We start from the raw sequence: 22,393 nt of genomic DNA on the forward strand, positions 1-22,393 counted from the left end.
CGGCCATCGGCGTGAGCTGGCGGTTTTCCACTGCGCGGCGCTGTGTCTCGCGATCTCGCCTGCCACCACCAGCAATGGACTGCGCACAATGAAAAAACGCTGGTTGCTGGTGCCTGTGCTGGCCGTGCTGCTACTGGCCAGTTACGTGGTGGCAGGCCCGTACCTGGCCATTCGCGGCATCAGTGAGGCAGTCGCCAATCGCGATGCCGGGCAGCTGGAACGCCACGTGGATTTCCCCAGCCTGCGGGTCAACCTCAAGGCACAGCTGGACGATTATCTGATCCGCCAGGCCGGCAGCAGCATGCAATCGAGTCTGCTCGGCGGGTTTGCCTTGCAGCTTGCCAGTGGCATCAGCGGCGCCGGCGTGGACACGCTGGTCACCCCGCTCGGCATCGGTGCATTGCTGCAAGGCCATAGCGTGTGGAATCGCGTCACTGGCGAGACCGTCAGCCCGGATACCTATGCGGCGCCAGCGCCGGCGCGTCCGCTGCAAGGCGCCGAGCAACGCTTCGAATCCACCCGACGCTTCACCGCCACCACGCACACCGCAACCGGAGCGCCGGTGGTCTTCGTGCTGACCCGACAAGGCTTGCGTTGGCGGCTGACCGATATCCAGTTGCCGCTGGCTGACGCCGGGAATCCGCTCACCCCGTAACGGTGCGCTTGCAGGCGCGCGTGTAGTTTCCTACATCACGCCCGCTTGCAACGAGTGTCAAACCGCCCAGCTAGAGCGGCTTACGCATACCGCCAGGCCCGTTCCATCCATGCCGCCTGCAGCCGCAGCATCGCTGGCCGCAACTGCCGACGCGCCGACCACGGCAACGACGCCAACGCCTGTTCCGCAGTGCCCGGCGTGCGTTTGCCATTCCAGGCGTACAGCACCTGATTGCGCAGATCCGGCTCGGGCAACAGCAGCACCCGCCCATCGAAAACATCGCGCAGCTTGGCCAGATGCCCGGCAAGCGGCACCTGGAACAGGTTCAACGCCAGCACACCGCCTGGTGTCAGCGCAGCGCGGCAATCGGCGTAGAACTCGGGCGTGCACAGCGCGGGCGGAATGCCGTCGGCATCGTAGGCATCCAGCAGCAACAGGTCGTAGCGCCCGGCACGCGTGCCGATCCACTGCGCACCATCGCCGTGCGTGACCTCAAGCCGCGTATCGTCGCGCGGCACGGCAAACGCATCGCGCAACGCCAGCACCTGCGCATCGGCGTCCACCGCTTCGATACGCGTGCTGCGCAGATAACGATGGCAGAACTTGGCCTGCGCGCCGCCGCCGAATCCAACAATGCCGATGCACTCGGGGCGCGGCTGCAGCCACAACGCGGCCAGCATGCCGCGCGTGTACGGCAGCATCAGCCGAGACGGCGCCCAGCGCGACATGCGGGTCTGCACGGTGTCGTCGGCGAAATACAGCTCCAACTGACGCCAGCTGGAGCGCAGCGCGGCGCGTACAGACGGCTTCGGTGCGTCGCTCACCTGCTCGGCGGATCGTTGGCCACGCCATGCGGCACATGACCGGCCGCCACATGCTGATGCTGGCGCGCACTGTCGATGTTGTGCTGCGAATCGTCGAAGAAGATATCCGCGCCAAACGCCTCCAGGAACGGCCCCTTGTGGCGCCCACCCAGGAACAGGGCCTCGTCCAGACGCACGCCCCACTCGCGCAAGGTGCGGATCACCCGCTCATGCGCCGGTGCCGAGCGCGCGGTGACCAGCGCGGTGCGGATCGGCGAGGCCTCGCCGGGCGGAAATGCCGCCTGCAGCGTGTGCAGCGCAGACAGAAAATTGCGGAACGGGCCGACCGACAGCGGCTCGCGCGCGCGTTCGCGCTCGTGGCGTCCAAACGCCTCCACGCCCTGCTCGCGCGAGATGCGCTCGCTCTCGTCACCAAAGATCACTGCATCGCCGTCGAAGGCGATACGCAGCTGCGTCGGCAAGCGGCTCTCGTCGTTGTCCACGATCGCCGCTGCCGCCTCGGCGCGTTCGCCCGGCGCGCGCGGCATGATGGTCGCCGCCGCAATGCCATGGGTGAGTGCACGCCGCACCGATTCCGGATTGGCCGACAGAAACAGATCGGTGCCGAACGGCTTCACGTACGGCCAGGTCGGCTGCCCGGAGGTGAAGGTCGCGCGCACGATGCCCAGGTTGTAGTGCTGGATCGAATTGAAGATGCGCAAACCGGTATCGGCGGAATTGCGTGAGAGCAGGATCACTTCCACCCGCGGCGTGTCTTCGGGCACATCGTGGTTGAGCGCCAGCAGCTTGCGCACCACCGGGAATGCCACGCCCGGCTCCAGGATGTCGTCCTCATGCTCGCGCTGGAACGCCGAATACGCCTCCACACCATCGGCCTCGAACAGCGCGTGGCCTTCTTCGAGGTCGAACAGCGCGCGCGAGGTGACCGCGACGGTCAGGAGCCTGGGGGAGTTGTCAGTCATTGTGGGGCCGGGATTTGGGATTTGGGATTTGGGATTTGGGATTTGGGATTTGGGATTTGGGATTTGGGATTTGGGATTTGGGATTTGGGATTTGGGATTTGGGATTGGTTTGAAGCAGGAACCGTAGGTCGGGAGTTGATCGCCCATCCGCACAGCATCGTAGCGCGTGCGAGCGATTCCAAAGACGACGTGCCGCGCTGCTGCCGTTGCCAATCCCGAATCCCGAATCCCAATCCCCGCCCCTCACACCGCAAACTGCTCGCTGAAAATGCGCTCTTCCAGATTGTGTTCGGGATCGAACAGCAGCGTCACCTGGCGCTGCGTGGATTCGCGGATGGTCACTTCGATCACGTCGCGGATCTCGTGCGAGTCGGCGGTGACGCTGACCGGGCGCTTGTACGGGTCCAGCACCCGGAAGCACACTTCGGTATCGGCCTTGAGGATGGCGCCGCGCCAGCGACGCGGGCGATACGGGGCGATCGGCGTCAGCGCCAGCGTGTGCGAGCCCAGCGGCAGAATCGGCCCGTGCGCGGAATAGTTGTACGCGGTGCTGCCGGCGGGCGTGGCCACCATCACCCCGTCGCCGATCAGCTCGGCAATGCGGGTCTGGCCATTGAGATCCACGCTCAGATGCGCGGCCTGGCGGGTCTGGCGCAGCAGCGAGACCTCGTTGTAGGCCAGCGACACCGTGCTGGCACCGGACTCGGTCTGCACCTGCATTTCCAGCGGGCGCAGATGCGCCGGCTCGGCGCGTTGCAGCCGCGCGAGCAGGTCGTCCTCATCGTCGCGGTACTGGTTCATCAAAAACCCGACCGAGCCCAGCTTCATGCCGAACACCGGCTTGCTGGCAGCGCCATGCCGGTGCAGGGTCTGCAGCATGAAGCCGTCGCCGCCCAGGGCGCAGACGATGTCGGCGGTGGCCAGCGGATGATCGCCATAGCGCTGCACAAGACGGGCGCGCGCGGTCACCGCCGGCTCGGCGTGACTGGCGAGAAAGGCGATGCGGGGTGGTGCGGTCATCGTTGACTCCAAAGCATGCGAATCAGCATACCGCAGCGCTGTGCCGGGCTTGTTGCGGCCACGCCCTGCCCTCGCATGCCCGGCCGCGATTGCGCCTGCGTGATCAGGCGCCGCCGCTGGTGCAGGGCACGGCAGCCAGCCGAGCGCCGGCGATACCAGGCGCGCAATGCGCACACCGCCCGGTCAGACGCGACCGGGCCACTTCATCACGCCGTCAACCGCCACGCCCGATGGATCCGCGCATGCCGTTCGAAATCCGGGTCGATGGTGCGCGGGCTGATTTCCTCGCACTGCGCAAACTCGGCCACCAGTTCCTCGTCCAGCTTGAAGCGGCGGAAGTTGTTGGAGAAATACAGCACCCCACCCGGCGCCAGACGCGCCACTGCCGCACGCAACAGCCGCACATGCTCGCGCTGGATATCGAAGTCTTCCGCGCGTGCGGAGTTGGAGAAGGTCGGCGGGTCGCAGAAGATCACGTCGAAATGCGCGCGCTCGGCTTCCAGCCAGGCCAGCGCGTCTGCCTGCACCAGCTTGTGCTTGCTGCCGGCCTGGCCGTTCAAGGCCAGGTTGTCGGCGCACCACTGCAGATAGGTACCGGACAGATCCACGCTGGTGGTGGAGCTCGCACCGGCCACCGCCGCCTGCACGCTGGCCACGCCGGTGTAGCAGAACAGATTGAGGAAGCGCCGCCCCTTGGATTGCGTGGCCATGGTGCCGCGCAACGGGCGATGGTCCAGAAACAGGCCGGTATCCAGGTAATCGAACAGATTCACCCGCAGCAGCGCGCCGTGCTCGCGCACATTGATGACCTCATTGCGCTGCTCGAAGCGGCCGTACTTGCTGCCGCCCTTGCCGCGCTCGCGCGATTTGAGCGCCACGCGCTCGCCCGGCACCTCGAACACCTCGCGCGCGGCGGCCAGCAGTTCGCCCAGACGGCGGCGCACATCGGCTTCCGGAATCGTCGCCGGCGCGGCGTATTCCTGCACATGCAGAAACACGCGGCGATCGCCATCGGCTTGCTGATACACGTCGATGGCGGCGGAATATTCCGGCAGATCGGCGTCATAGACGCGGAAGCATTCGATGCCTTCGCGCGCGCGCCATTTCTTGAACTTCTGCAGATTCTTGCGCAAACGATTGGCGACCATCTGCGCACCTTCGCTGAGCGCGGTCGGTGCGGCCAACGGGGTGCGCCGCGGCACCGCGATCGGGTCGCAGACGATCAACGCGCACTCGATCGCGCCGTTGAACAGCTGGTATTTCTTGCCCGCACGCAGGCCGGTGGCATACGCCAGCTCGGCGTTGCCGCAGAGCAGGCTGGCCCGCCATTGCGGCACGGCGCGCTGCAAGGTATCGCCCAGGCGGCGATACAGCGCCGCATCGGCCGCCAGACGTTCGTCGTAAGGCGGATTGCACACCACCACGCCGGTGGCCTGCGGCGGGGTCTGCAGATCGCCCACCTCGCGCACGCCGAACCAGATCGCCTCGGCCACGCCGGCAACCTGCGCATTTTCCTTGGCCGCGCGGATCGCATGCGGGTCCATGTCGCTGCCGTGGATCACCTGCTTGAGCGCGGCGCGGCCGAGGCTGTCGCGCTCGCGCGCTTCGCTCACCAGCTGTTGCCAGCCCTCGCGGTCGAAGCCGCGCCAGCGGCTGGGGACATCGCTGCCATAGCGCTGCAGGCCGGGCGCCACGTCGGCGGCCATCAGCGCGCCTTCGATCAACAAGGTGCCGCTGCCGCACATCGGATCCAGCAAGCCGCCGCCATCGGCATACGCGCGCGGCCAGCCGGCGCGCAGCAGCACGGCCGCCGCCAGGTTCTCCTTCAACGGCGCTTCGTTCTGCGCCATGCGCCAGCCGCGCCGATGCAGCGGGCCGCCACCCAGATCCACCGAAATGGTGGCGCGGCCCTTGCGCAGCGACAGGTTCAGACGCAGATCCGGGCTCTCCAGATCCACCGACGGGCGCTCCAGGCCCTGCCGGCGCATGGTGTCGACCACCGCGTCCTTGATGCGCTGCGCCGCATAGCGGGCATGCGTGATCGCAGTGCCGGAGACATGCGCATCCACCGACAGCGTATGGCCGACAGACAGATGCTCGTCCCATGGCAACTCGGAAACGCCGGCATACAGCGCGTCCTCGTCCGGGCAATCGAACTCGTTCAACGGCCACAGCACGCGGCTGGCCAGGCGCGACCATAGGACGGCGCGCTGCGCGTCGCGCATGTCGCCTTCGACGTTGACGCCGGAGATGGTGGCAGTGGCCTTGCTGGCGCCGAGCGACAGCAGCTCGTCGGCAAGCAGGTATTCCAGGCCCTTGGCACAGGATGCGAAGAATTTCACGTAGGCAGGTATCGATGGAGACGCCGGCCGTCGTGGCGAGCGTGAGAGCAGGACGCTGGGCCGGCGCCGTGGAGGGCAATGCCGTGGCCGCTGCGGGCGGGGCGCAAATGGTCGGCCATCGGCGCCGGCTTTACCAGCCCGGCGGCCGGATCGCCCGCTGTGCGGTTCACCACGGTGCCAGCTGCCATTGTGGCTGCGCAGTATCCAGGCGCTGCCGCAGGCCCAGCCGCTGCAGGAAGGCGGCATCGTGCGAGGCGACGACCAGCGCCCCCTGGTAGCTGCGCAGCAGCGCCTCGATCGCCTCCACCGAGGCCAGATCCAGGTGATTGGTCGGCTCGTCCAGCAACAGCAGTTGCGCCGGCTGCGCCCGGTACAGCGCGCAGGCCAGCGCCGCCTTGAGCCGCTGGCCGCCGCTGAGCTGGCCGGTGGGCAGATCGGCACGCGTCTGGTCCAGCCCCAGCAACGCCAGCCGCAGGCGCTGTGCGTGGGCTGGCGCGCCCGGGTTGGCAGCGTACAGTTGCGCAGCGGCCGAGCGCGCCGGGTCCAGCAGCCCCAGGTCCTGATCCAGATATGCCACCGGCACATGCACCTCGCAATGTCCTGCGCTCGGCTGCAGGTGCCCGGCCAACAACCGCAGCAACGAGGACTTGCCGCTGCCATTGGGGCCGACCAGGCCAATCCGCGCCTGCCCTTGCAACAACAGATCCACCCGACGCCCGCCCAACAGCCCGTTGGACAGTTCCACTTGCTGCAGCGTGACCAGCCGTCGCGACGCGCCGGCGGGCGCTGCCGGCGCCAACACGGCGATCTCGGGATCGGCCTCCACCTGCGCTGCGGCCTGCACCACCGCCTCGCTCAGCCGTGCCTGTTCGGCCTGACGTTGCTGCTGCAGCCGCCCGGCGCTGTTTTCGCTGCGTTGCTTCTGCCCGCCGAGCAGGATCGCCGCTTGATTGGCTTGCCCGGCAGCACGCGCGCCGCGTGCCTGGCGTTGTTGCTGACGCTGCTGCTGCTCACGCAGCGCCTGCTCGCCGCGTGTGCGTGCGTGTTTGCGCTCGGCCAGCAGATCGCTGGCTGCCTGCCGTTCCAGCGCGCGTTGCCGGGCATAGAACGCGTAATTGCCGCCATAACTGCGCAACCCGTGCGGCGACAGCTCCAGGATGCGCTGCATCGCCTCGAGCAAGCTGCGGTCATGGCTGATCACCACCAGGCCACCGCTCCACGCTTGCAGGTGATCCATCAGCCGCTGGCGTTGTGGGCCATCCAGATGATTGCTGGGCTCGTCCAGAATCAACAGGTCTGGCTGGGTCAGAAACGCACCGGCCAACGCCACGCGCATCGCTTCTCCGCCACTGAGTTGCGCCGCCAGTGCATATGGATCGCGCCCGCCCAAGCCTTGTCGCTCCAGTTCTGCAGCGAATTGCGCATGCGCGCTCCAGCGCTCGCCAACCAAGTCGAAATCGGCTGGCGCCACACTGCCAGCAGCGATCCTGTCCAGCGCGTCCAGCAGCGGCGCAATACCCGCCAACTCGGCAATGGTTTGTCCAGGCGCAACGCTCACCCGCTGCGGAAGGTAATGCACACTGCCGCTGCGCACGCAACGCCCGGCGCTGGGCAGCAACTCACCGGCCAACAGCCGCCCAAGCACACTCTTGCCCACGCCATTGCGCCCGACCAGGCCGGTGGGGCGCTGGTCGATGTGAATCGTCAGATCGGAAAACAGCGGGCTGCCATCGGGCAGCAGATACGCAACGCTTTCCAGCGTCAGCGACGAACAGGTCATACGTGTCTCCATTGCATGCCAGCACACGCGCCGATCCAACCGGACCAGCAGCGGGTGAGGCCGTCATCACGACGGCGGCATCAATGGCGCATTGGACCAATCCTCAGACAGTGGACAACGCAGCAGATTTTAAGTCAGCGCGCCCTGCAAACGGAACCCCGGGCAGTACGCGATGTTGCCGACTCATCGACCCAATGGCTTCTGCGCCATCACCGTCGGAAATATGCTGGCGGCGTCGTCGATAAACCGGATATCGGTGAAACCGGCGCTTTCCAGCTGCAGACGGGTGTGTGCGTGGGTCCGGAACGAGGCCCAGCGCGCTTGTACGATCTCGGCGAATATCTGGTTCTGCAGAGTCAGCGCCTCCGCGTCGATGTTCTCCAACTTCCACGGCGACTCGGCAGAGATGCTCGGCGGCGGAGTCAGAAAACTTGCGACCAGCACGCCACCTGGCGTCAGTCGATCGAAAAAGGCGCGATACAGCGCGATCACGCGCCCGTCGTCAGGCTCGTAGATATTCAGACCATTGCTCGTCAGCACATCCACCTCATCGCCAGGGCCGGGTGTCCATGCGTCCTCAAGACGCAGCGAAAGCTGCCCCTCCAGCCCATGCTGCCGTGCGAGTTGGAGCGCCCCTTCCAAGGCCTGCGGATCCAGGTCGATGCCGATCAGGCGCACGTCCGGGCACTCCCGGTAGTCCAGCATCAACAGCTCCCCCATCCATCCACAGGGCATCGATGCCAGCGTCATGCCTGGCCGCAGCAGCCCCTGCAGCTGCTGCCTGAAGATGCCGAACCGTTCGCGGGTAGCCAGCACCGCAGGCGCCTTCTCGAAGATATGCCGTTCCATCGCCGACATCGAATCGTTCGGCCGTGCATCAGGGCGATACGTCACCATCTGATGGGTCCAATAGGCATTCAGCCCACGATTTCTGAGCAGAAACCGACCGAACTCGATCGACCAGAGCGCATCGACCAAACCGATCAAACGTTGAACCACCGCATCGGATCGATCGCCGGTCTGGCGCAGACGCGATTTGATCGATGCCAACACTGCGGCATCGTCCTGGTGATCGCTACCGTGGGAAATCAGTCGGCCCGCATGCGCGGCCTGACCCAGGTCTTCATCATCGCGTTGCATCTTCCACCTCGACAGGAGAGCGCCATTGCAGCTCTTGCAATGCTGCGATCACCGCCGGCGTCCTGGCGTCTCGATAGCGATGGAAGATGCCGCCGAGCGAACTGCACTGGCGCAGATCTCGGCAACGGGGCGACAGAGGCTCGACTCAACCCAGCCCGAAGGCCGGGTGATAAGACACATCGGCCAACGGCAGCAACCGATCGCCGAAAGCCAGCGCCTGCAGCTCGGACACCGGGACGTCGGGCAACACCAGGCCCGGCTCCACCGCAAACCCCAGACGTTTGAAAAACGCTGGTTCGCCCAGCGCCAGACAACCGGCCGCACCGCGCTCGCGCAAGTTCGCCAGTGCAGATTGCACCAGGCGCGTGCCCAGGCCCTGGCGCTGATGCCCCGGCCCGATCGCCAGCGGACCCAGCGCGTACCAGCCTGGCGAGTCGTCCGACAACGACACCGGCGATACCGCCAGATGCCCGACCACATAGCCGTCGTGGTCGGCCACCAACGACAACGCCAGCGCGCCGTCGTTGCGCAACGCGGCAATCACGTGTTGCTCGTCATGGCGGCTGTGGTCGGAACGCATGAACGCGACCATCGTCAGCAGTTCGATCGCTGCGGCATCGCCGTCGCTCGCTTCGCGGATCAACACATCCATCGGCAACTCCGCATGCAGCACGCAATCAGGTGCGGACGCATCACAGACTCTGCAACAGTTCGGCAAATGCACGCGCCGACGCGTCCACATGCGCCGCCAACCGATGTTCGTCGTCCACCAGCAACAAGCGCGCATTGCGCGGCTGCGCCCAGGCGATCACATCGGCAGCAGGAATCAATTCATCGCGCCAGGCATGCACGATCGAAATCGGCACGGCCGCCGCATCCAGCGCCGGCAACGGACCCATCCTGGTCGGCGGCACCATCAAAAACAGCCCGCGCGTTGGCACCTGCAACGACACCTGCGCAGCGATATACGAACCCAGGCTGGAGCCGACCAACACCAGCGGCCCCTTGTCGGACGCCGCACGCGCGATCTGCAGCAGACGCTGCAACCGGCCTTGCACATCACCGAGCGAACTCACCTCGCGGCGCGCGTCCAGATCGGTGTAGTCCGGGCGCTCGTGGGTCCAGCCCAACTGCTCGGCGACGTCGGCCAGTGCGGTGACTTTCAGCGCGTCGGGGCCACTTTCGAACCCGTGCGACAGAATGCAATGCCCGCGGCTCATAGCGCTTGCACCGTATCGCCGATGCGCAGCACGCCGCCACGCAGGATGCGCGCGCACAGCCCGCCATGCCCGCGCATCGCGTTGTAGCCGCCCGCGCCCAGCGCATCTTCCATGCGCGAGCACGGGTCGCAAGGATCGGTGCCTTCCAGCTCGACCTCGCCGATCCGAAAGCGCCGCCCTTTCAAGGCGATCAGCGGGATGCCGGACACCACCAGATTGCGCCGCAACGTGGCGGGCGCGATTGTCGCGTGACCGGCCAGGGCGGCGATCACCGGCAGATGCTCGGCCTGGATCAAGGTCAGCCCACGCTTGCCGCTGCCGCCTTTATAGCGGTCGCCCACCAGACCAATGCCGGTGGTGGCCTGCGCCGCATCCACCTCCAGCATGGCCACATCGCGCGCCGGACGCACGCCGATCCAGGTCACCTGGCCGGTCTGCGGCAGCGTTGCCATCAATTTGCCCAAAGGGCTGTCGGGATTCAAAGCCATCGTCGAATGCTAGCATCCGCTTCATGTCCGATGCCGTCCTGCCGTCTCCGCCGATCACCTACGCGCCGTTGTCCTACGAATCCCGGCTGGCGCGACGCGCGCTCACACAGATCGACATGGTGGTCATCCACTGCACCGAATTGCCCGACATGGCGATGGCGCGCGAATACGGCGAGCGGGTGCTCTACGACAGCGGCACCGGCAACAGCGGCCATTACTACATCGACCGCAACGGCAGCATCCAGCAATACGTGGCGCTCGAGCGCGTGGCGCATCATGTGCGCGGCCATAACCCGCATACGCTGGGCATCGAACTGGTCAATAGCGGCCGCTATCCGCATTGGCTGGACTCCCGTCATCAGGTCATGACAGAGCCCTATCCCAACGCCCAGATCGTCACGCTGATCACCCTGCTGCAATGGCTGCAACAGCAGCTGCCATCGGTCAGCCGCATCGCCGGTCATCAGGCACTGGACACCACCCAGGAAGCGGCCAGCGACGATCCGTCGCGCAAGATTCAACGCAAGCTCGACCCCGGCCCCATGTTTCCATGGCCGCGCATCGAAGCGGCCGTGACGTGGTCGCACGCACCCCGCTAAGCGCGGCGCTCAGCGCTCCGGCACCCGGTAGGTTTTCTCGCCTGCATTCACTGCGACATCCAGCCGATTTTCCGGTGGCGCGATCGGGCAGACCACGTGCGGCGTCAACGCGCAAGGCGGATTTTCGGCCAGATTGAAGTCCAGCACGATACGGCCGTCGCGCGGCGCGGCGGTGTAGAGATAACGCGCACCGCCATAACTTTCCTTGCCGCTGGTGCGGTCGGCGAACAGGAAAAACAGGCCCTCCCCGCCCTCCTGCACCAGCGCTTGCAAGCGGTATTCGTGGCCATGTCGCGAAAACACCGCCTCGCCCGGTACATCGACCGTCAGCGGCGTGCCGATCGAGGTCAACAAGGTGGTGGTGCGTGGCGTGGAATAGGCCTCCCAGCGCGCCTGGATGCGCCACCGCGGATCGGTTGGAAAGTAGTCCAGCCCATCGACTTGGGTCAGCGCAGGCGCAGCAGGATCGCGGAAACGCCAGCCGAACAAACTGCCGGTCTGCACCAGATAGAACTGCCGGCCCTCCACGTCCAGGCGATCGCCACGCTGCCCTGCCCGCTCCGGTTCCAACATGACGCGATCGATGCGCTGCCCGTTCAATGTCACCGGCGCACCGGCGGCCGCTTCAAAGTGCACACGGCCATCGGTGTCCAGCGTCAGCTGCCCCAACTGCGCGGGACCGGCCGGCAACACGATGTCGCTCTGCGGATCGCTGCCCACCCGATACTGGCCAGCACGCACGCGACCGGAGCCGGTGTAGCTCAACCAACCGTCGGGGGCCCGCAACCGCGTCAAACGCTGTGCATGCGCACGTTCAAGCGCAACCTGATACACCGCCTGCTCATCGCTTTGTCCACGACCGGCCAGACGCGCATCGTTGACGTCAGTGGTCGACCCCGCCGAGCACGCAGCCATCGACCACGCCGCGACGCAAAGTGCGCCGATCTGTAACTGCAACCGCATGAGTCACCCAACACTGCGAGAAACTGCGCTCCGCGCAGCGAACCTGCGTCCCCACAGGTCACCGTTCCTGTCGCTATTGTGCCTGCAATCGGTCAGGCAGTGGTCGCGACCGGACGTGCCGGGTCCTGCAACCAGCCGCTCCACGAGCCGGCGTAGACACGCGCGCCAGACAGACCGGCCACTTCCAATGCCAGCAGCAAATGGCAGGCAGTCACGCCCGATCCGCACATCACCACCGCGTGCTCGGGTGGAGTTGCACCCAGCAGCGCAGACAGCTCCGCACGTAATTCGTCTGCCGGCTTGAAACGGCCATCGCGCAGGCTCACACCCAATGGGCGACTCACCGCACCAGGCACATGCCCGGCCACCGGATCGACCGGCTCCACCTCGCCGCGAAAACGCTCGCCGGCACGCGCATCCAGCAGCCATCCCGGCGCCTGATCCAGACGCGCCAGAAGTTGCTCGGCCTCGACCACCGCAGCGCTGTCGAAACTGCCCGGATACGCCGCGCCAGCGTGCAATGCAGGCGGCTCGATACTTTCCGGCAACCCGGCAGCGCGCCACGCGGCTAATCCGCCATCCAGTACCGCCACGCGACGATGCCCCATCAATCGCAGCATCCACCACGCACGCGCGGCGGCCATGCTGCCGTCGGCAGCGTCGTAGACCACGACCTGACTGTCCGGATCGATGCCCCATTCGCCCAGCCGCTTGGCGAAGGCCGCGCTGTGCGGCAGCGGATGCCGCCCCTGACCAGGCCGCGACAGATCGGCCAGATCATCATTGAGATCGGCGTAATGTGCGCCTGGCAGATGTCCCTGCGCATAGGCATTGCGCGCTGCATCCGGGTTCGGCGCAGTCGGCGGCGCGGCGCGGGCGTCCAGCAGCCGTAGCTGTGGATGGTGCAACGCGGCCGCCAAGGTGGCGCTATCGACCAGCGTGGTCCAGTCGGGATTGGCACTCATGCAACCTGCTCCAGGCGACGACGAAGATTGAGAAGAATGGCAGCGGTCGCGCCCCAGATGCGCTGGCCGGGCCAATCGTACTCGAGCACACGGCGTGGCCTGCCGCGGAACTCCAGCTCCACGCTGCGCAGATTGTCCGGGTCCATCAGATACGCCAGCGGCACTTCGAACACATCGGCCACTTCGTCCGGCTGCGGCACCGCCACAAACGCCGGATCGATCACCGCAACCACCGGCGTCACGCGAAACCCGCTGACGGTCAAAAACGGATCCAGATAACCCAATGCATGCACTTGATCTGCGCCGAGCGCGATCTCTTCGCAACTCTCGCGCAGCGCCGCAGCCGCCGCATCGGCATCGGAAGGCTCGATCCGCCCACCGGGAAAACTGACCTGCCCGGCGTGATGACGCAGGCTGTCGGTGCGGCGCGTCAGCAGCACCATGCTGCCGTGCTCGCGTGGAATCAGACCGCACAACACCGCCGCTTCGGCAGAGGCGCCGCCTTCGGTCAGATCGATCAATTCGGCATGGTTCCAACCCGGCCCATCGGGCGCGGTGTCCAGCGGATACAACGCGCGCCGCAGCTGCGCGCATTCGGGCAGCCGCGCCGCCAATGCGCGCGCAGGCAGAACCGTGTGCAGATATGTCCGGCGTTCGGCGTCGCTCATGCTCATCCAGCGTGCAATTTCATCCAGGCTGCGCAGGCAGCCGACACAGTGCGACTGCGCGTCCAACGAACATACACCGATACATGGGCTGGGCAGACTGCCGTCGTTCGAATCGGTATCGGTCATCGCTCGCTCCTGCCGCCCCGCATCGTCAAGACCTCCAACCGACTTTTGCGCTCGCGCATGTCCGGTGGACCCAAACGACAATGCCGGCCTGGTGGCCGGCGTTGTCACAGCAACATCAAACGCAATTACTTGACGCTGACCAGCTTGATCTCGAACTGCACGGCCACGTTCGGCGGGAACGGCGTACGCGGGTCGGCACCGTAGGCCTTCTCCGGCGGCAGGGTCACTTCCCACTTCGAGCCGGCCGGCATCTGCAGCAGCGTATCGCGCATGGCCTGCATCTCGACTTCGCTGACCTTGATGGCCGGAATCTGCTGCGCCGGACGTGCCTTCTCGCGATCGCCGAAGGGGAACGGACCGGCCACTTCCAGCTGCACGGTGCTGGCCTGGGTCGGCTTAGCGCCCTTGCCGGCTTCGATCACGCGGTACTGTACGCCGCTCGGCAGCGTCTGCACGCCAGCGGTGCCCTTGTTCTTGGCCAGGAACTGGTCGCTCTTGGTCTTGTTGGCAGCAGCAGCCTTGTCGTACTCGGCCTTGGCCTGCTGGGCACGGCCCTGCTCACGCTTCTGGAACGCCTCGACGGCCGGCTTCAGCTGATCGGCAGTGATCGACGGCTGCTTTTTGGCATAGGCGTCTTGCAGACCCTTCACCACCGCATTGATGTCGAGCTGCTCGCCGCGACCGGTGAGCTCGGCAAGGTTGTTGCCGTAGTCATAGCCGAAGTAGTAGCTCAACTTGCCTTTCTCGGACGTTGTGTCCTGGGCCAGTGCATTGCCCGTCAGGGCCAGGGCCGCCACAGCGACCGCGATAGAACGCAACTTCATCAAACAATTCTCCAGGGTGGTGGCACAGGACGGGTCTGCCGCCTGAGATGACGCGCTAGGATAGCGGCCGCGATACCGAACCGCTACTTATCACGAAAGCTATGACCAGCAAGGCTTTCGGAAGTTCCGTATTTACTAATTTTTTACGTTCGTAAGGATTTCCATGTCCAATCACGTCATTCTGATCGCCGACCACGCCAGTGTACGGACGATCACGGTCAATCGACCGGACAAACTGAACGCCTTGAACCAGGACACGATGCGGGCGCTGGATCAGGCGTTCCAGGATGCCGCCAGCGCGGATGACGTGCGCGTGGTGGTTCTCACCGGCGCGGGCCTGAAAGCCTTCGTGGCGGGTGCGGATATCGCCGAAATGCGCGATCTGTCGGCGATGCAGGGGCGCGAATTCTCGCTGCTCGGCCAGCAGCTGATGCGCCGGATCGAGCGCATGCCCAAACCGGTGATCGCGATGATCAATGGTTTTGCGCTGGGCGGCGGACTGGAGCTGGCCATGGCCTGCCATCTGCGCATTGCCGCAGCCACTGCACGCCTGGGGCAGCCGGAAATCAATCTCGGCCTGATCCCCGGCTTTGGCGGCACCCAGCGGCTGTTGCGCCTGACCGGTCGTGCTGCTGCGCTGGAACTGTGCCTGCTTGGCCAGCCGATCGATGCAGCGCGCGCATTACAGCTGGGCCTGCTCAACCGCGTGGTCGAGCCGGAGGCCCTACAGGAAGAAACACTCGCCTTGGCACAGCGCCTGGCCGCTGCTGCACCGCTCGCATTGCGCGGCATTCTGGATGCGGTGGTGTTCGGCGGCGAATGCGCGATCGAAGAAGGTTTGCAGCTGGAAACCGCACAATTTGCGCTGTTGTTCGCCAGCGACGACATGCGCGAAGGCACCCGCGCCTTTCTCGAAAAACGCCCCGCACACTTTCTCAATCGCTGATCGATTCGCCATGACGTCTGACCCCATACCGGTATCACGTCCCCTGCCGCTGCAACTATTCGACTGCGTGCAAGCCGACGATCTCGACGGCGCGCTGGCGCTCGGCCTGATGGAGTACCTGCCTGATCCACACGACGACCTGCTGGATCCGGCCTGCCCGCAGCTACGCGCGGTATTGCTCGCCGCACAACAGCGCCTGCGTGATGCCTGGGCCGCACGCGAACGCTACCGCGCACGCACCGCGCGCCTGCAACGCCGCGCTGCCGAACGCGATGCTCGCCGCACGCCCGCACCAGCACCCAGCCAACCCGTCGCTGCCGCATTGCCGCCGTTGGCCGCCGCCATCCTGGCGCGCGCCAAGGCCAAGGCCGCAGGTGGAACACAGCCATGAACGCGATCCGCCCCACCCTGCCGGCACGTCGCGGCAGCATCATGCGCAAGCCCGAAGTGCAGGAAATGTTCGAGCGCCTGCGCGAACTCAACCCGCACCCGACCACCGAGCTGGAATACACCACACCGTTCGAGTTGTTGATCGCCGTGCTGCTTTCGGCGCAAGCCACCGATGTCGGCGTCAACAAGGCCACGCGCAAGCTGTATCCGGTCGCCAATACGCCGCGCGACATTCTCGATCTCGGCGAAGAAGGCCTGAAGCGCTACATCGCCACCATCGGTCTGTTCAACGCCAAGGCCAAGAACGTCATTGCCACGTGTCGTATTTTGCTCGAGCAATACGCTGGCGAAGTCCCGCACGACCGCGCTGCGCTGGAAGCATTACCCGGCGTCGGCCGCAAGACCGCGAACGTAGTGCTCAATACCGCATTCGGCGAGCCCACCATGGCGGTGGACACGCATATCTTCCGCGTAGCCAATCGCACCGGACTTGCGCCGGGCAAGGATGTGCGCGTGGTCGAAGACAAACTGGTGAAGGTCATTCCTGCGGAGTTTCTGCACGACGCGCATCACTGGCTCATCCTGCATGGCCGCTACGTCTGCAAGGCACGCAAACCGGATTGCCCGGGCTGTGTGATCCACGACCTGTGCCGCTATCGCGACAAGACCGTGGCGTCTGCCGAGCGGCCAGCACCTTTGCGCAGCTGACGCACTTCCACTCAAACGTGGCTGATCTAGCAAGACCATCCACGACTGCGCAGCGCCCAGTCGCACTAGTTGCATCGTATCGGCAACGCAAACCCAAGCTTTTTACGAATCTCCACTCAATCCCAAATCCCAAATCCCGGCCGAAAAAAAATCGCGACCGGATGATGCGTCTTACGGCGCCATGCATCATCCGGTCACGACAGGGGTCACCCGGCGCGAACGCCGGGCGGTTTGCAGCAGGTTTACGCCGCCTTGGCTTGTTCGACGCGCTGTTCGACCAGCACGCTTTCCACCGTTGGCTGACCTTCCACGCGTCGATCCAGCTCGTTCCAGTCCACCACCAACTCGCAGCCGCGCGAGGCCGCATTCCGGCTCCAGTCGCGCAGCAATTCGATGCAGGCGTGGTCGACGTGGTGCAGCTTGGCCACGTCCAGATGCAGTGCGGTATTGGGAGGCACGCTTTCCAGCGTACGCGCCATCGCCGGCACCTTCAGGAACGTTGCCGAACCCTGCAGGGTCAGATGCATCTCGTCCTTCTTGTGCTCGTGCTCACGCACGTCCACCTTCAGGCGCGAAGAATGCAGGGCCAGACGGAACAGCGACAGACCAAAGCCGATCAACACGCCGGTCAGCAGGTCGGTCGCCACGATCGCGAAGGTGGTGGCCAGATAGATCGCCGCGGTGCCACGACCATAGGTCGCCAGCTCCTTGACCTGACCGATCTTGATCATCTTCACGCCCGTGTAGACCAGAATGCCGGCCAGACACGCCACCGGCGTCATCCGCAACAGCCACGGCAGCAGCATCGCAAACACCAGCAACCAGCTGCCATGCATCACCGTGGACATGCGTGTGGCACCGCCCGCCTGCACATTTGCTGCACTGCGCACGATCACACCGGTCATCGGCAATGCGCCGAGGAAACCGCACAACATATTGCCCACACCCTGCGCCGCCAGTTCACGGTCGTAGTTGGTGCGTGCGCCCTGATGCATGCGATCCACCGCTGCCGCCGACAGCAAGGTTTCTGCGCTGGCGATGAAGGCAAACGTCACTGCAGACACCAGCAAGGTCGCGTTGAACACCCCGAAGATGTCCGAGATGCTGGGGATGCTGATCGCAGAGAACAGGTTGGTCGGTACATCCACCTTGGCGACGTTCAAGCCCTGCAACTGCACCGCCGCCGTGACCGCCACCACTGCAATCAACGCACCCGGCAAGAACCGCAGACGCTGCGGACGCAGCTTGTCCCACGCCAGGATGATGCCGATGGTGGCCAGACCTACGAACAAGGCAGTGCGGCCGGTGCCTTCGCTGATCGCCTGCCACACCACGGCCGGCAATGCAGCGAAGTTCTCCAGACCGCGCGCCTTGGGTGCAGCATCCATCAACACATGCGCCTGCGAGGCCACGATCAGGATGCCGATACCGGACAACATGCCGGCCACCACGGCCGGCGATGTCATGCGGAACCACACGCCTGCACGGCACAGACCGGCGACCAACTGAATCGCACCGGCCAACAGGATCACCGGCCCGAGCGCGGCGATGCCGTGCTCCCGGACCAGCTCGAACACCAACACAGCCAGGCCGGCGGCAGGCCTACTCACCTGCAACGGAGAACCCGCCAGAAAGCCAACGACCAGACCACCGATGATGCCGGTGATCAGGCCTGCGGCCGGCGGCATGCCGGATGCGATCGCAATCCCCATACACAACGGGAGCGCGACGAGGAAGACAACGACAGACGCCAACAAATCACGTCCGAACAGTCCCTGACGGAAATATCCGCCGATACCTGATGTGTTCATGATGTGCTCCGTCAGGCCAGTTCAGCGCGCACGACTTGCTGCAGTCGCGGACGTGGGGTGGCTTCGGGGGTGTTTTCCGCCAACAACGGACGGAAGCCACCCTTCTCGGCATCGAAGGCGCGGATCTCGCCATGGGCGATGTCATAGATCCAGCCGTGGATACGCAAGGTGCCAGCGGCCAGACGTGCCGCAACCACCGGCTGCGTCCGCAGATGGTCCAGCTGCGAGACCACGTTCTCTTCGGTCATGCAGTCCAGCGCGTCCTGACTGTGCGGATCGTGGCCATGATGGGCGGTGACATGGCGCGCGGAGTCGGTGTGCTTGAGCCAGGCCGCCACGGACGGCACGTCTTCCAGCGATTCCGGCTTGAGCACCGCTTTCATGGCGCCGCAATCGGTATGGCCGCAGATCACGATATGGCGCACACCCAGCACGGCGATGGCGTACTCGATCGCCGCGACAACGCCGCTGACGTGTTGCGAGTACGGCGGCACGACATTGCCGATGTTGCGATAGACGAACAATTCGCCAGGCTGGGCGGAGAAGATCAGCTCCGGCATGACGCGCGAATCGGCGCACGTAATGAACAACGTGTGCGGACTCTGGCCACCGGCCAATTCCTGAAAGCGCGCACTCTGGCGCGGATACACTTCCTTACGGAAATGACGAAAACCATCTAGCAAGCTTTGCATGGGAGATACCTCTAGGCAACGGATGGCAATCCACGGCGCAAACCGCGAAGTGCAAAGACGAACAAATCAAATAAGTCCGGTGCGCAGCACCGGTTGACGCGACAAACGAAGGATCAGGCGCGCAGTGCGTTAGGAGGACGCAGTTGCGGGATCAGGTCGCGTTTTTGAGATGCCGGCGCGTAGTGCGCGTACCAAGAGGGAAAATAGCGTGCGACCACCGGCCATGCTTGGGAGAGCAAGGGGATGTCGTCTGCGGAATGGGTATCGACCTGGGTCTGTGCGTCCCCGTCGTCCTGCAGATCTTCGGCCGCGTCACGTTCTTCGCCAGCATCCACCATCACCGCCAAGCCGTCGCCCACGAGCGCATCGTGGATGCGATCGTGCGCATTGGCTGCCGACCACGCGGTGAGCGCGAGCAGGCAGACCAACAGCAATTGGAGGAATCGAGGAAACATGGCCTCAAAACTAACAATTTAGAACGCGCCTGCGCAAGTGGTGCGACGCACAAAGCGCTTGATTGGCCGGCATTTCACGGCATCGATTCAGGTCGCCATAAGCTTGAGCCCGCCAGCGAGAGGTACAGACGCGTTATCGCAACTGTCATAAACCGGCCGTCGTTCAGACTTATGACACACACTGACAAAGTTTAAACACGCGTAAATCTTTGTCTTTATTGGCAAAAATCAAATTGCGATGCAGTCCGAAGTTGTCACATTAACGCAACTTTCACGCCCTAGCCTGCGCTCACTTTCTCGTCAGGTCGCAAGGCACCCATGAAACTTTCTCCTACCCTGCTCGGCTCGGCCTTGTTGCTGGCGCTGGCCGCGCCCGCTGCGCATGCCGAAATCGCCATCGATGTGATCGGCGGTTCCGAAGTCTCGCTGGAAGGCCTGGTCCAGGCCGACGGCAACTGGTTCCACAACGATGTGCAGGACCTCAATGGCCCGATCGGCGCCAACGGCGACAATTCCGAATTCAGCATCCGTCGCGCCGAGCTGGTGCTCAAGGGCAAGGGCCCGGGCAACTTCGAGTGGGTGGCCGGGTATGACCCGAGCGTGCTGAAGGAAGTCACCATTCGCGGCACCACCATCCGCAGCACCGGGCGCTTCCTCGACAACAACATCAAGTACAAGTTCGCCGGCAACGCCAACAACTACCTGCAGATCGGTCAGTTCAAGCAGCCCAACAGCCTGGAAGAACTCTCCAGCACCAAGAACAACGATTTCGTCTCCAAGGCCGCGGTGACCAATACCTACGGCATCTCGCGCCGGCTGGGCGTGGCCTACGGCATGGGCGACAACAACTGGAGCATCACCGCCAGTGCGTTCGGTCGCGAACTGACCCGTAATCAGGCCCATGGCAGCGGCTACGGCGCGCGCGGCACCTGGGCGCCGATCAACGAAAGCGGCAATGTGCTGCACTTCGGCCTCAGCTATCTGGGTTACGACACCGACGACGACACCCTGCGCCTGCGCGCGCGTCCGGACGCCGACCTGACCACCATCCGCCTGATCGACAGCGGCGCCATCACCAACGTGGACAGCGTGGGTGTGGCCGGTGCCGAGGCGATGTGGATCACCGGCCCGTTCAAGCTGCAGAGCGAATTCTTCCAGGAAAACGCCAAGCGCATCGGCAACAACGCCAACGATTACAAGAGCGATGGCTGGTACGTCAGCGGCGTCTGGAACATCACCGGCGAGACCTGGGGCTACAAGGCCGGCGTGCCGACCACCCCGCTGCCGAACGCGCCGGCCTCCGGCCTGTGGCAGCTGGCGGTGCGCTACGACACGCTGGACCTCAACGACGGCCACCTGGTCTCCAACGGCAGCACCCCGTTCGTGGACGGCGTGCTGGGCGGCAAGATGGATGTGTGGACGATCGGTGCCAACTGGTACTGGCGCTCCAACTTCAAGTTCGCGCTGGACTACGCGAAGGTGGAAAGCACCCGTTACAGCAGCGCCACGCGTGGCCTGGTCGACGACAACCCGTCGATCATCGAGGCACGCGCGCAGTTCTACTGGTAAGTGAGCGACGGTTCGGCCGCCGTGGCGCTCTCGGCTGAGCGCGCGGCGGCTGCAACTGCCTTCGCCAGAACCGGCAAAGCGCCTTGGCGCAACGCCGTCATTGTCATGTCATCTCTCCGACACCGCGCGGTCATGCCCCTGCCCTGCAATGGCACGCACGCGGGACGTCCTTATCCCTTCGCTACAGGAGCTGTTCCGTGATCCACTCTTTGAAGACCCGTCTGGCCGTGGGCGTGCTTGCCGCCTCGCTGGCGCTGTGCGCCCAGGCCGCCGATGTCACCGGCGCCGGTGCGTCGTTTATTTATCCGGTGATGTCCAAGTGGTCGGCCGACTACAACGCGGCCACCAAGAAGCAGGTCAACTATCAATCGATCGGTTCGGGCGGCGGCATTGCCCAGATCAAGGCGGCCAGTGTGGACTTCGGCTCGTCCGATGCCCCGCTCAAGCCGGAAGAACTGGCAGCGGCCGGTCTGGCGCAGTTCCCGTCGGTGATCGGCGGCGTGGTGCCGGTGGTCAACGTGGCGGGCATCGCACCCGGTGCGCTAAAGCTGGATGGCAAGACCCTGGGCGACATCTTCATTGGCAAGGTCAGCACCTGGAACGATCCGGCCATCGCCGCGCTCAATCCGGGCGTGAAGCTGCCCGAGGGCAAGATCACCGTGGTGCATCGCTCGGATGGTTCGGGCACCAGCTTCAACTTCACCAACTACCTGTCCAAGGTCAACCCGGACTGGAAGAGCAAGGTCGGTGAAGGCACGGCGGTGCAGTGGCCGACCGGCATCGGCGGCAAGGGCAACGAGGGCGTGGCCGCCTACGTCAAGCAGATCAAGGGCGGCATCGGCTATGTCGAGCTGTCCCATGCGCTGCAGAACAAGATGGCCTATACCGCGATGAAGAACGCTGCCGGCAAGTTCGTGCAGCCCTCCGATGAGACCTTCGCCGCCGCTGCCAACAGCGCCGACTGGGCCAACAGCAAGGACTTCTATCTGGTGATGACCAACGCCGCCGGCGACAACGCCTGGCCGATCACCGCCACCAACTTCATCCTGGTTCAGAAAAAGCCCAAGAGCCAGGAAGGCCTCAAGAACACGCTGGACTTCTTCCGTTGGGTCTACAGCAAGGGCGATGCCCAGGCCAAGCAGCTGGACTACGTGCCGCTGCCGGACAGCCTGGTGACCCAGATCGAAGGCTACTGGGCCAAGAATCTGCCCAAGTAAAGAGAGAGCCATAGCAACAGGAACGACGC

Annotated in this window: 24 protein-coding genes; 7 read left to right on the forward strand and 17 right to left on the reverse strand. The window is 64.8% G+C overall.

The window, feature by feature from the left end; translation table 11 throughout:
- Window positions 1-88 precede the first annotated feature (88 nt).
- Complete coding sequence (locus NDY25_RS00810) at window positions 89-655, forward strand: DUF2939 domain-containing protein (protein WP_256627705.1); 567 nt, start codon at window positions 89-91, stop codon at window positions 653-655.
- 80 nt (window positions 656-735) lie between these two features.
- On the opposite strand, the gene NDY25_RS00815 is transcribed toward NDY25_RS00810, so the two are convergent.
- The 10 genes from NDY25_RS00815 to NDY25_RS00860 form a co-directional block, all read right to left on the reverse strand.
- Complete coding sequence (locus tag NDY25_RS00815) at window positions 736-1,479, reverse strand: spermine/spermidine synthase domain-containing protein (RefSeq protein WP_168958484.1); 744 nt, start codon at window positions 1,477-1,479, stop codon at window positions 736-738.
- Window positions 1,476-2,441 carry a 5'-nucleotidase gene (locus NDY25_RS00820; protein WP_168958485.1) on the reverse strand — a complete coding sequence of 322 codons (966 nt, stop codon included), beginning with the start codon at window positions 2,439-2,441 and terminating at the stop codon, window positions 1,476-1,478. The genes NDY25_RS00815 and NDY25_RS00820 overlap by 4 nt, the downstream gene beginning before the upstream one ends.
- Before the next feature lie 243 nt (window positions 2,442-2,684).
- Complete coding sequence (locus NDY25_RS00825; RefSeq protein ID WP_168958486.1) at window positions 2,685-3,461, reverse strand: NAD kinase; 777 nt, start codon at window positions 3,459-3,461, stop codon at window positions 2,685-2,687.
- Window positions 3,462-3,667: 206 nt separating this feature from the next.
- On the reverse strand, window positions 3,668-5,803 hold the full coding sequence (gene rlmKL / locus NDY25_RS00830; RefSeq protein ID WP_168958487.1) for a bifunctional 23S rRNA (guanine(2069)-N(7))-methyltransferase RlmK/23S rRNA (guanine(2445)-N(2))-methyltransferase RlmL: 2,136 nt from the start codon (window positions 5,801-5,803) through the stop codon (window positions 3,668-3,670).
- A complete protein-coding gene (locus NDY25_RS00835; RefSeq protein ID WP_233366514.1) occupies window positions 5,800-5,991 on the reverse strand; it encodes a hypothetical protein in 192 nt (63 codons plus the stop codon). The genes rlmKL and NDY25_RS00835 overlap by 4 nt, the downstream gene beginning before the upstream one ends.
- Window positions 5,970-7,583 carry an ABC-F family ATP-binding cassette domain-containing protein gene (locus NDY25_RS00840; RefSeq protein WP_168958488.1) on the reverse strand — a complete coding sequence of 538 codons (1,614 nt, stop codon included), beginning with the start codon at window positions 7,581-7,583 and terminating at the stop codon, window positions 5,970-5,972. Before NDY25_RS00840 ends, NDY25_RS00835 begins: the two co-directional genes overlap by 22 nt.
- Before the next feature lie 183 nt (window positions 7,584-7,766).
- Entirely contained in the window at window positions 7,767-8,723 is a 957-nt protein-coding gene (locus NDY25_RS00845; protein ID WP_168958489.1) for an SAM-dependent methyltransferase, read from the reverse strand.
- A gap of 145 nt (window positions 8,724-8,868) precedes the next feature.
- A complete protein-coding gene (locus NDY25_RS00850) occupies window positions 8,869-9,375 on the reverse strand; it encodes a GNAT family N-acetyltransferase (RefSeq protein ID WP_104550368.1) in 507 nt (168 codons plus the stop codon).
- Between the two features lie 40 nt (window positions 9,376-9,415).
- Window positions 9,416-9,943 carry a YqiA/YcfP family alpha/beta fold hydrolase gene (locus tag NDY25_RS00855; RefSeq protein WP_168958490.1) on the reverse strand — a complete coding sequence of 176 codons (528 nt, stop codon included), beginning with the start codon at window positions 9,941-9,943 and terminating at the stop codon, window positions 9,416-9,418.
- On the reverse strand, window positions 9,940-10,431 hold the full coding sequence (locus tag NDY25_RS00860; protein WP_023903603.1) for an MOSC domain-containing protein: 492 nt from the start codon (window positions 10,429-10,431) through the stop codon (window positions 9,940-9,942). The genes NDY25_RS00855 and NDY25_RS00860 overlap by 4 nt, the downstream gene beginning before the upstream one ends.
- 23 nt (window positions 10,432-10,454) lie before the next feature.
- Here NDY25_RS00860 and NDY25_RS00865 point away from each other — a divergent pair, with 23 nt between their 5' ends.
- The gene (locus tag NDY25_RS00865) at window positions 10,455-11,030 is read left to right on the forward strand and encodes an N-acetylmuramoyl-L-alanine amidase (protein WP_168958491.1); all 576 of its coding nucleotides are present in this window, start codon (window positions 10,455-10,457) and stop codon (window positions 11,028-11,030) included.
- 9 nt (window positions 11,031-11,039) lie between these two features.
- Here NDY25_RS00865 and NDY25_RS00870 read toward each other — a convergent pair whose 3' ends face one another.
- From NDY25_RS00870 to NDY25_RS00885, 4 genes are all read right to left on the reverse strand, one after another.
- Window positions 11,040-11,993: a DUF1684 domain-containing protein gene (locus NDY25_RS00870; RefSeq protein ID WP_168958492.1), complete on the reverse strand. Its 954-nt coding sequence runs from the start codon at window positions 11,991-11,993 to the stop codon at window positions 11,040-11,042.
- A gap of 92 nt (window positions 11,994-12,085) precedes the next feature.
- Window positions 12,086-12,958 carry a sulfurtransferase gene (locus NDY25_RS00875; RefSeq protein ID WP_168958493.1) on the reverse strand — a complete coding sequence of 291 codons (873 nt, stop codon included), beginning with the start codon at window positions 12,956-12,958 and terminating at the stop codon, window positions 12,086-12,088.
- A complete protein-coding gene (locus NDY25_RS00880) occupies window positions 12,955-13,752 on the reverse strand; it encodes a CoA pyrophosphatase (protein WP_168958494.1) in 798 nt (265 codons plus the stop codon). The genes NDY25_RS00875 and NDY25_RS00880 overlap by 4 nt, the downstream gene beginning before the upstream one ends.
- A gap of 125 nt (window positions 13,753-13,877) precedes the next feature.
- Window positions 13,878-14,576 (reverse strand): FKBP-type peptidyl-prolyl cis-trans isomerase N-terminal domain-containing protein, encoded by a 699-nt coding sequence (locus NDY25_RS00885; protein WP_006450296.1) that lies wholly within the window; start codon window positions 14,574-14,576, stop codon window positions 13,878-13,880.
- A gap of 163 nt (window positions 14,577-14,739) precedes the next feature.
- On the opposite strand from NDY25_RS00885, the gene NDY25_RS00890 reads away from it, so the two are divergent.
- From NDY25_RS00890 to nth, 3 genes are read left to right on the forward strand one after another with little or no spacing between them, the layout of a single operon-like run.
- Window positions 14,740-15,522: an enoyl-CoA hydratase-related protein gene (locus tag NDY25_RS00890; protein ID WP_168958495.1), complete on the forward strand. Its 783-nt coding sequence runs from the start codon at window positions 14,740-14,742 to the stop codon at window positions 15,520-15,522.
- A gap of 10 nt (window positions 15,523-15,532) precedes the next feature.
- Entirely contained in the window at window positions 15,533-15,913 is a 381-nt protein-coding gene (locus NDY25_RS00895) for a hypothetical protein (RefSeq protein WP_168958496.1), read from the forward strand.
- Window positions 15,910-16,620 carry an endonuclease III gene (gene nth / locus NDY25_RS00900; RefSeq protein WP_168958497.1) on the forward strand — a complete coding sequence of 237 codons (711 nt, stop codon included), beginning with the start codon at window positions 15,910-15,912 and terminating at the stop codon, window positions 16,618-16,620. The genes NDY25_RS00895 and nth overlap by 4 nt, the downstream gene beginning before the upstream one ends.
- Before the next feature lie 242 nt (window positions 16,621-16,862).
- Here nth and NDY25_RS00905 read toward each other — a convergent pair whose 3' ends face one another.
- From NDY25_RS00905 to NDY25_RS00915, 3 genes are all read right to left on the reverse strand, one after another.
- A complete protein-coding gene (locus NDY25_RS00905; protein WP_256627707.1) occupies window positions 16,863-18,431 on the reverse strand; it encodes a SulP family inorganic anion transporter in 1,569 nt (522 codons plus the stop codon).
- Window positions 18,432-18,442: 11 nt separating this feature from the next.
- Window positions 18,443-19,123 (reverse strand): carbonic anhydrase, encoded by a 681-nt coding sequence (locus NDY25_RS00910; RefSeq protein ID WP_006450301.1) that lies wholly within the window; start codon window positions 19,121-19,123, stop codon window positions 18,443-18,445.
- A 113-nt stretch (window positions 19,124-19,236) separates the two neighbouring features.
- Window positions 19,237-19,557: a hypothetical protein gene (locus tag NDY25_RS00915; protein ID WP_176341075.1), complete on the reverse strand. Its 321-nt coding sequence runs from the start codon at window positions 19,555-19,557 to the stop codon at window positions 19,237-19,239.
- A 339-nt stretch (window positions 19,558-19,896) separates the two neighbouring features.
- Between NDY25_RS00915 and NDY25_RS00920 the strand changes: the two genes are divergently transcribed.
- On the forward strand, window positions 19,897-21,147 hold the full coding sequence (locus NDY25_RS00920; RefSeq protein WP_006450303.1) for an OprO/OprP family phosphate-selective porin: 1,251 nt from the start codon (window positions 19,897-19,899) through the stop codon (window positions 21,145-21,147).
- 197 nt (window positions 21,148-21,344) lie between these two features.
- On the forward strand, window positions 21,345-22,364 hold the full coding sequence (gene pstS / locus NDY25_RS00925; RefSeq protein WP_256627708.1) for a phosphate ABC transporter substrate-binding protein PstS: 1,020 nt from the start codon (window positions 21,345-21,347) through the stop codon (window positions 22,362-22,364).
- Window positions 22,365-22,393 lie beyond the last annotated feature (29 nt).

Source organism: Xanthomonas hortorum pv. pelargonii (assembly GCF_024499015.1).
GTDB classification, from domain to species: domain Bacteria; phylum Pseudomonadota; class Gammaproteobacteria; order Xanthomonadales; family Xanthomonadaceae; genus Xanthomonas; species Xanthomonas hortorum_B.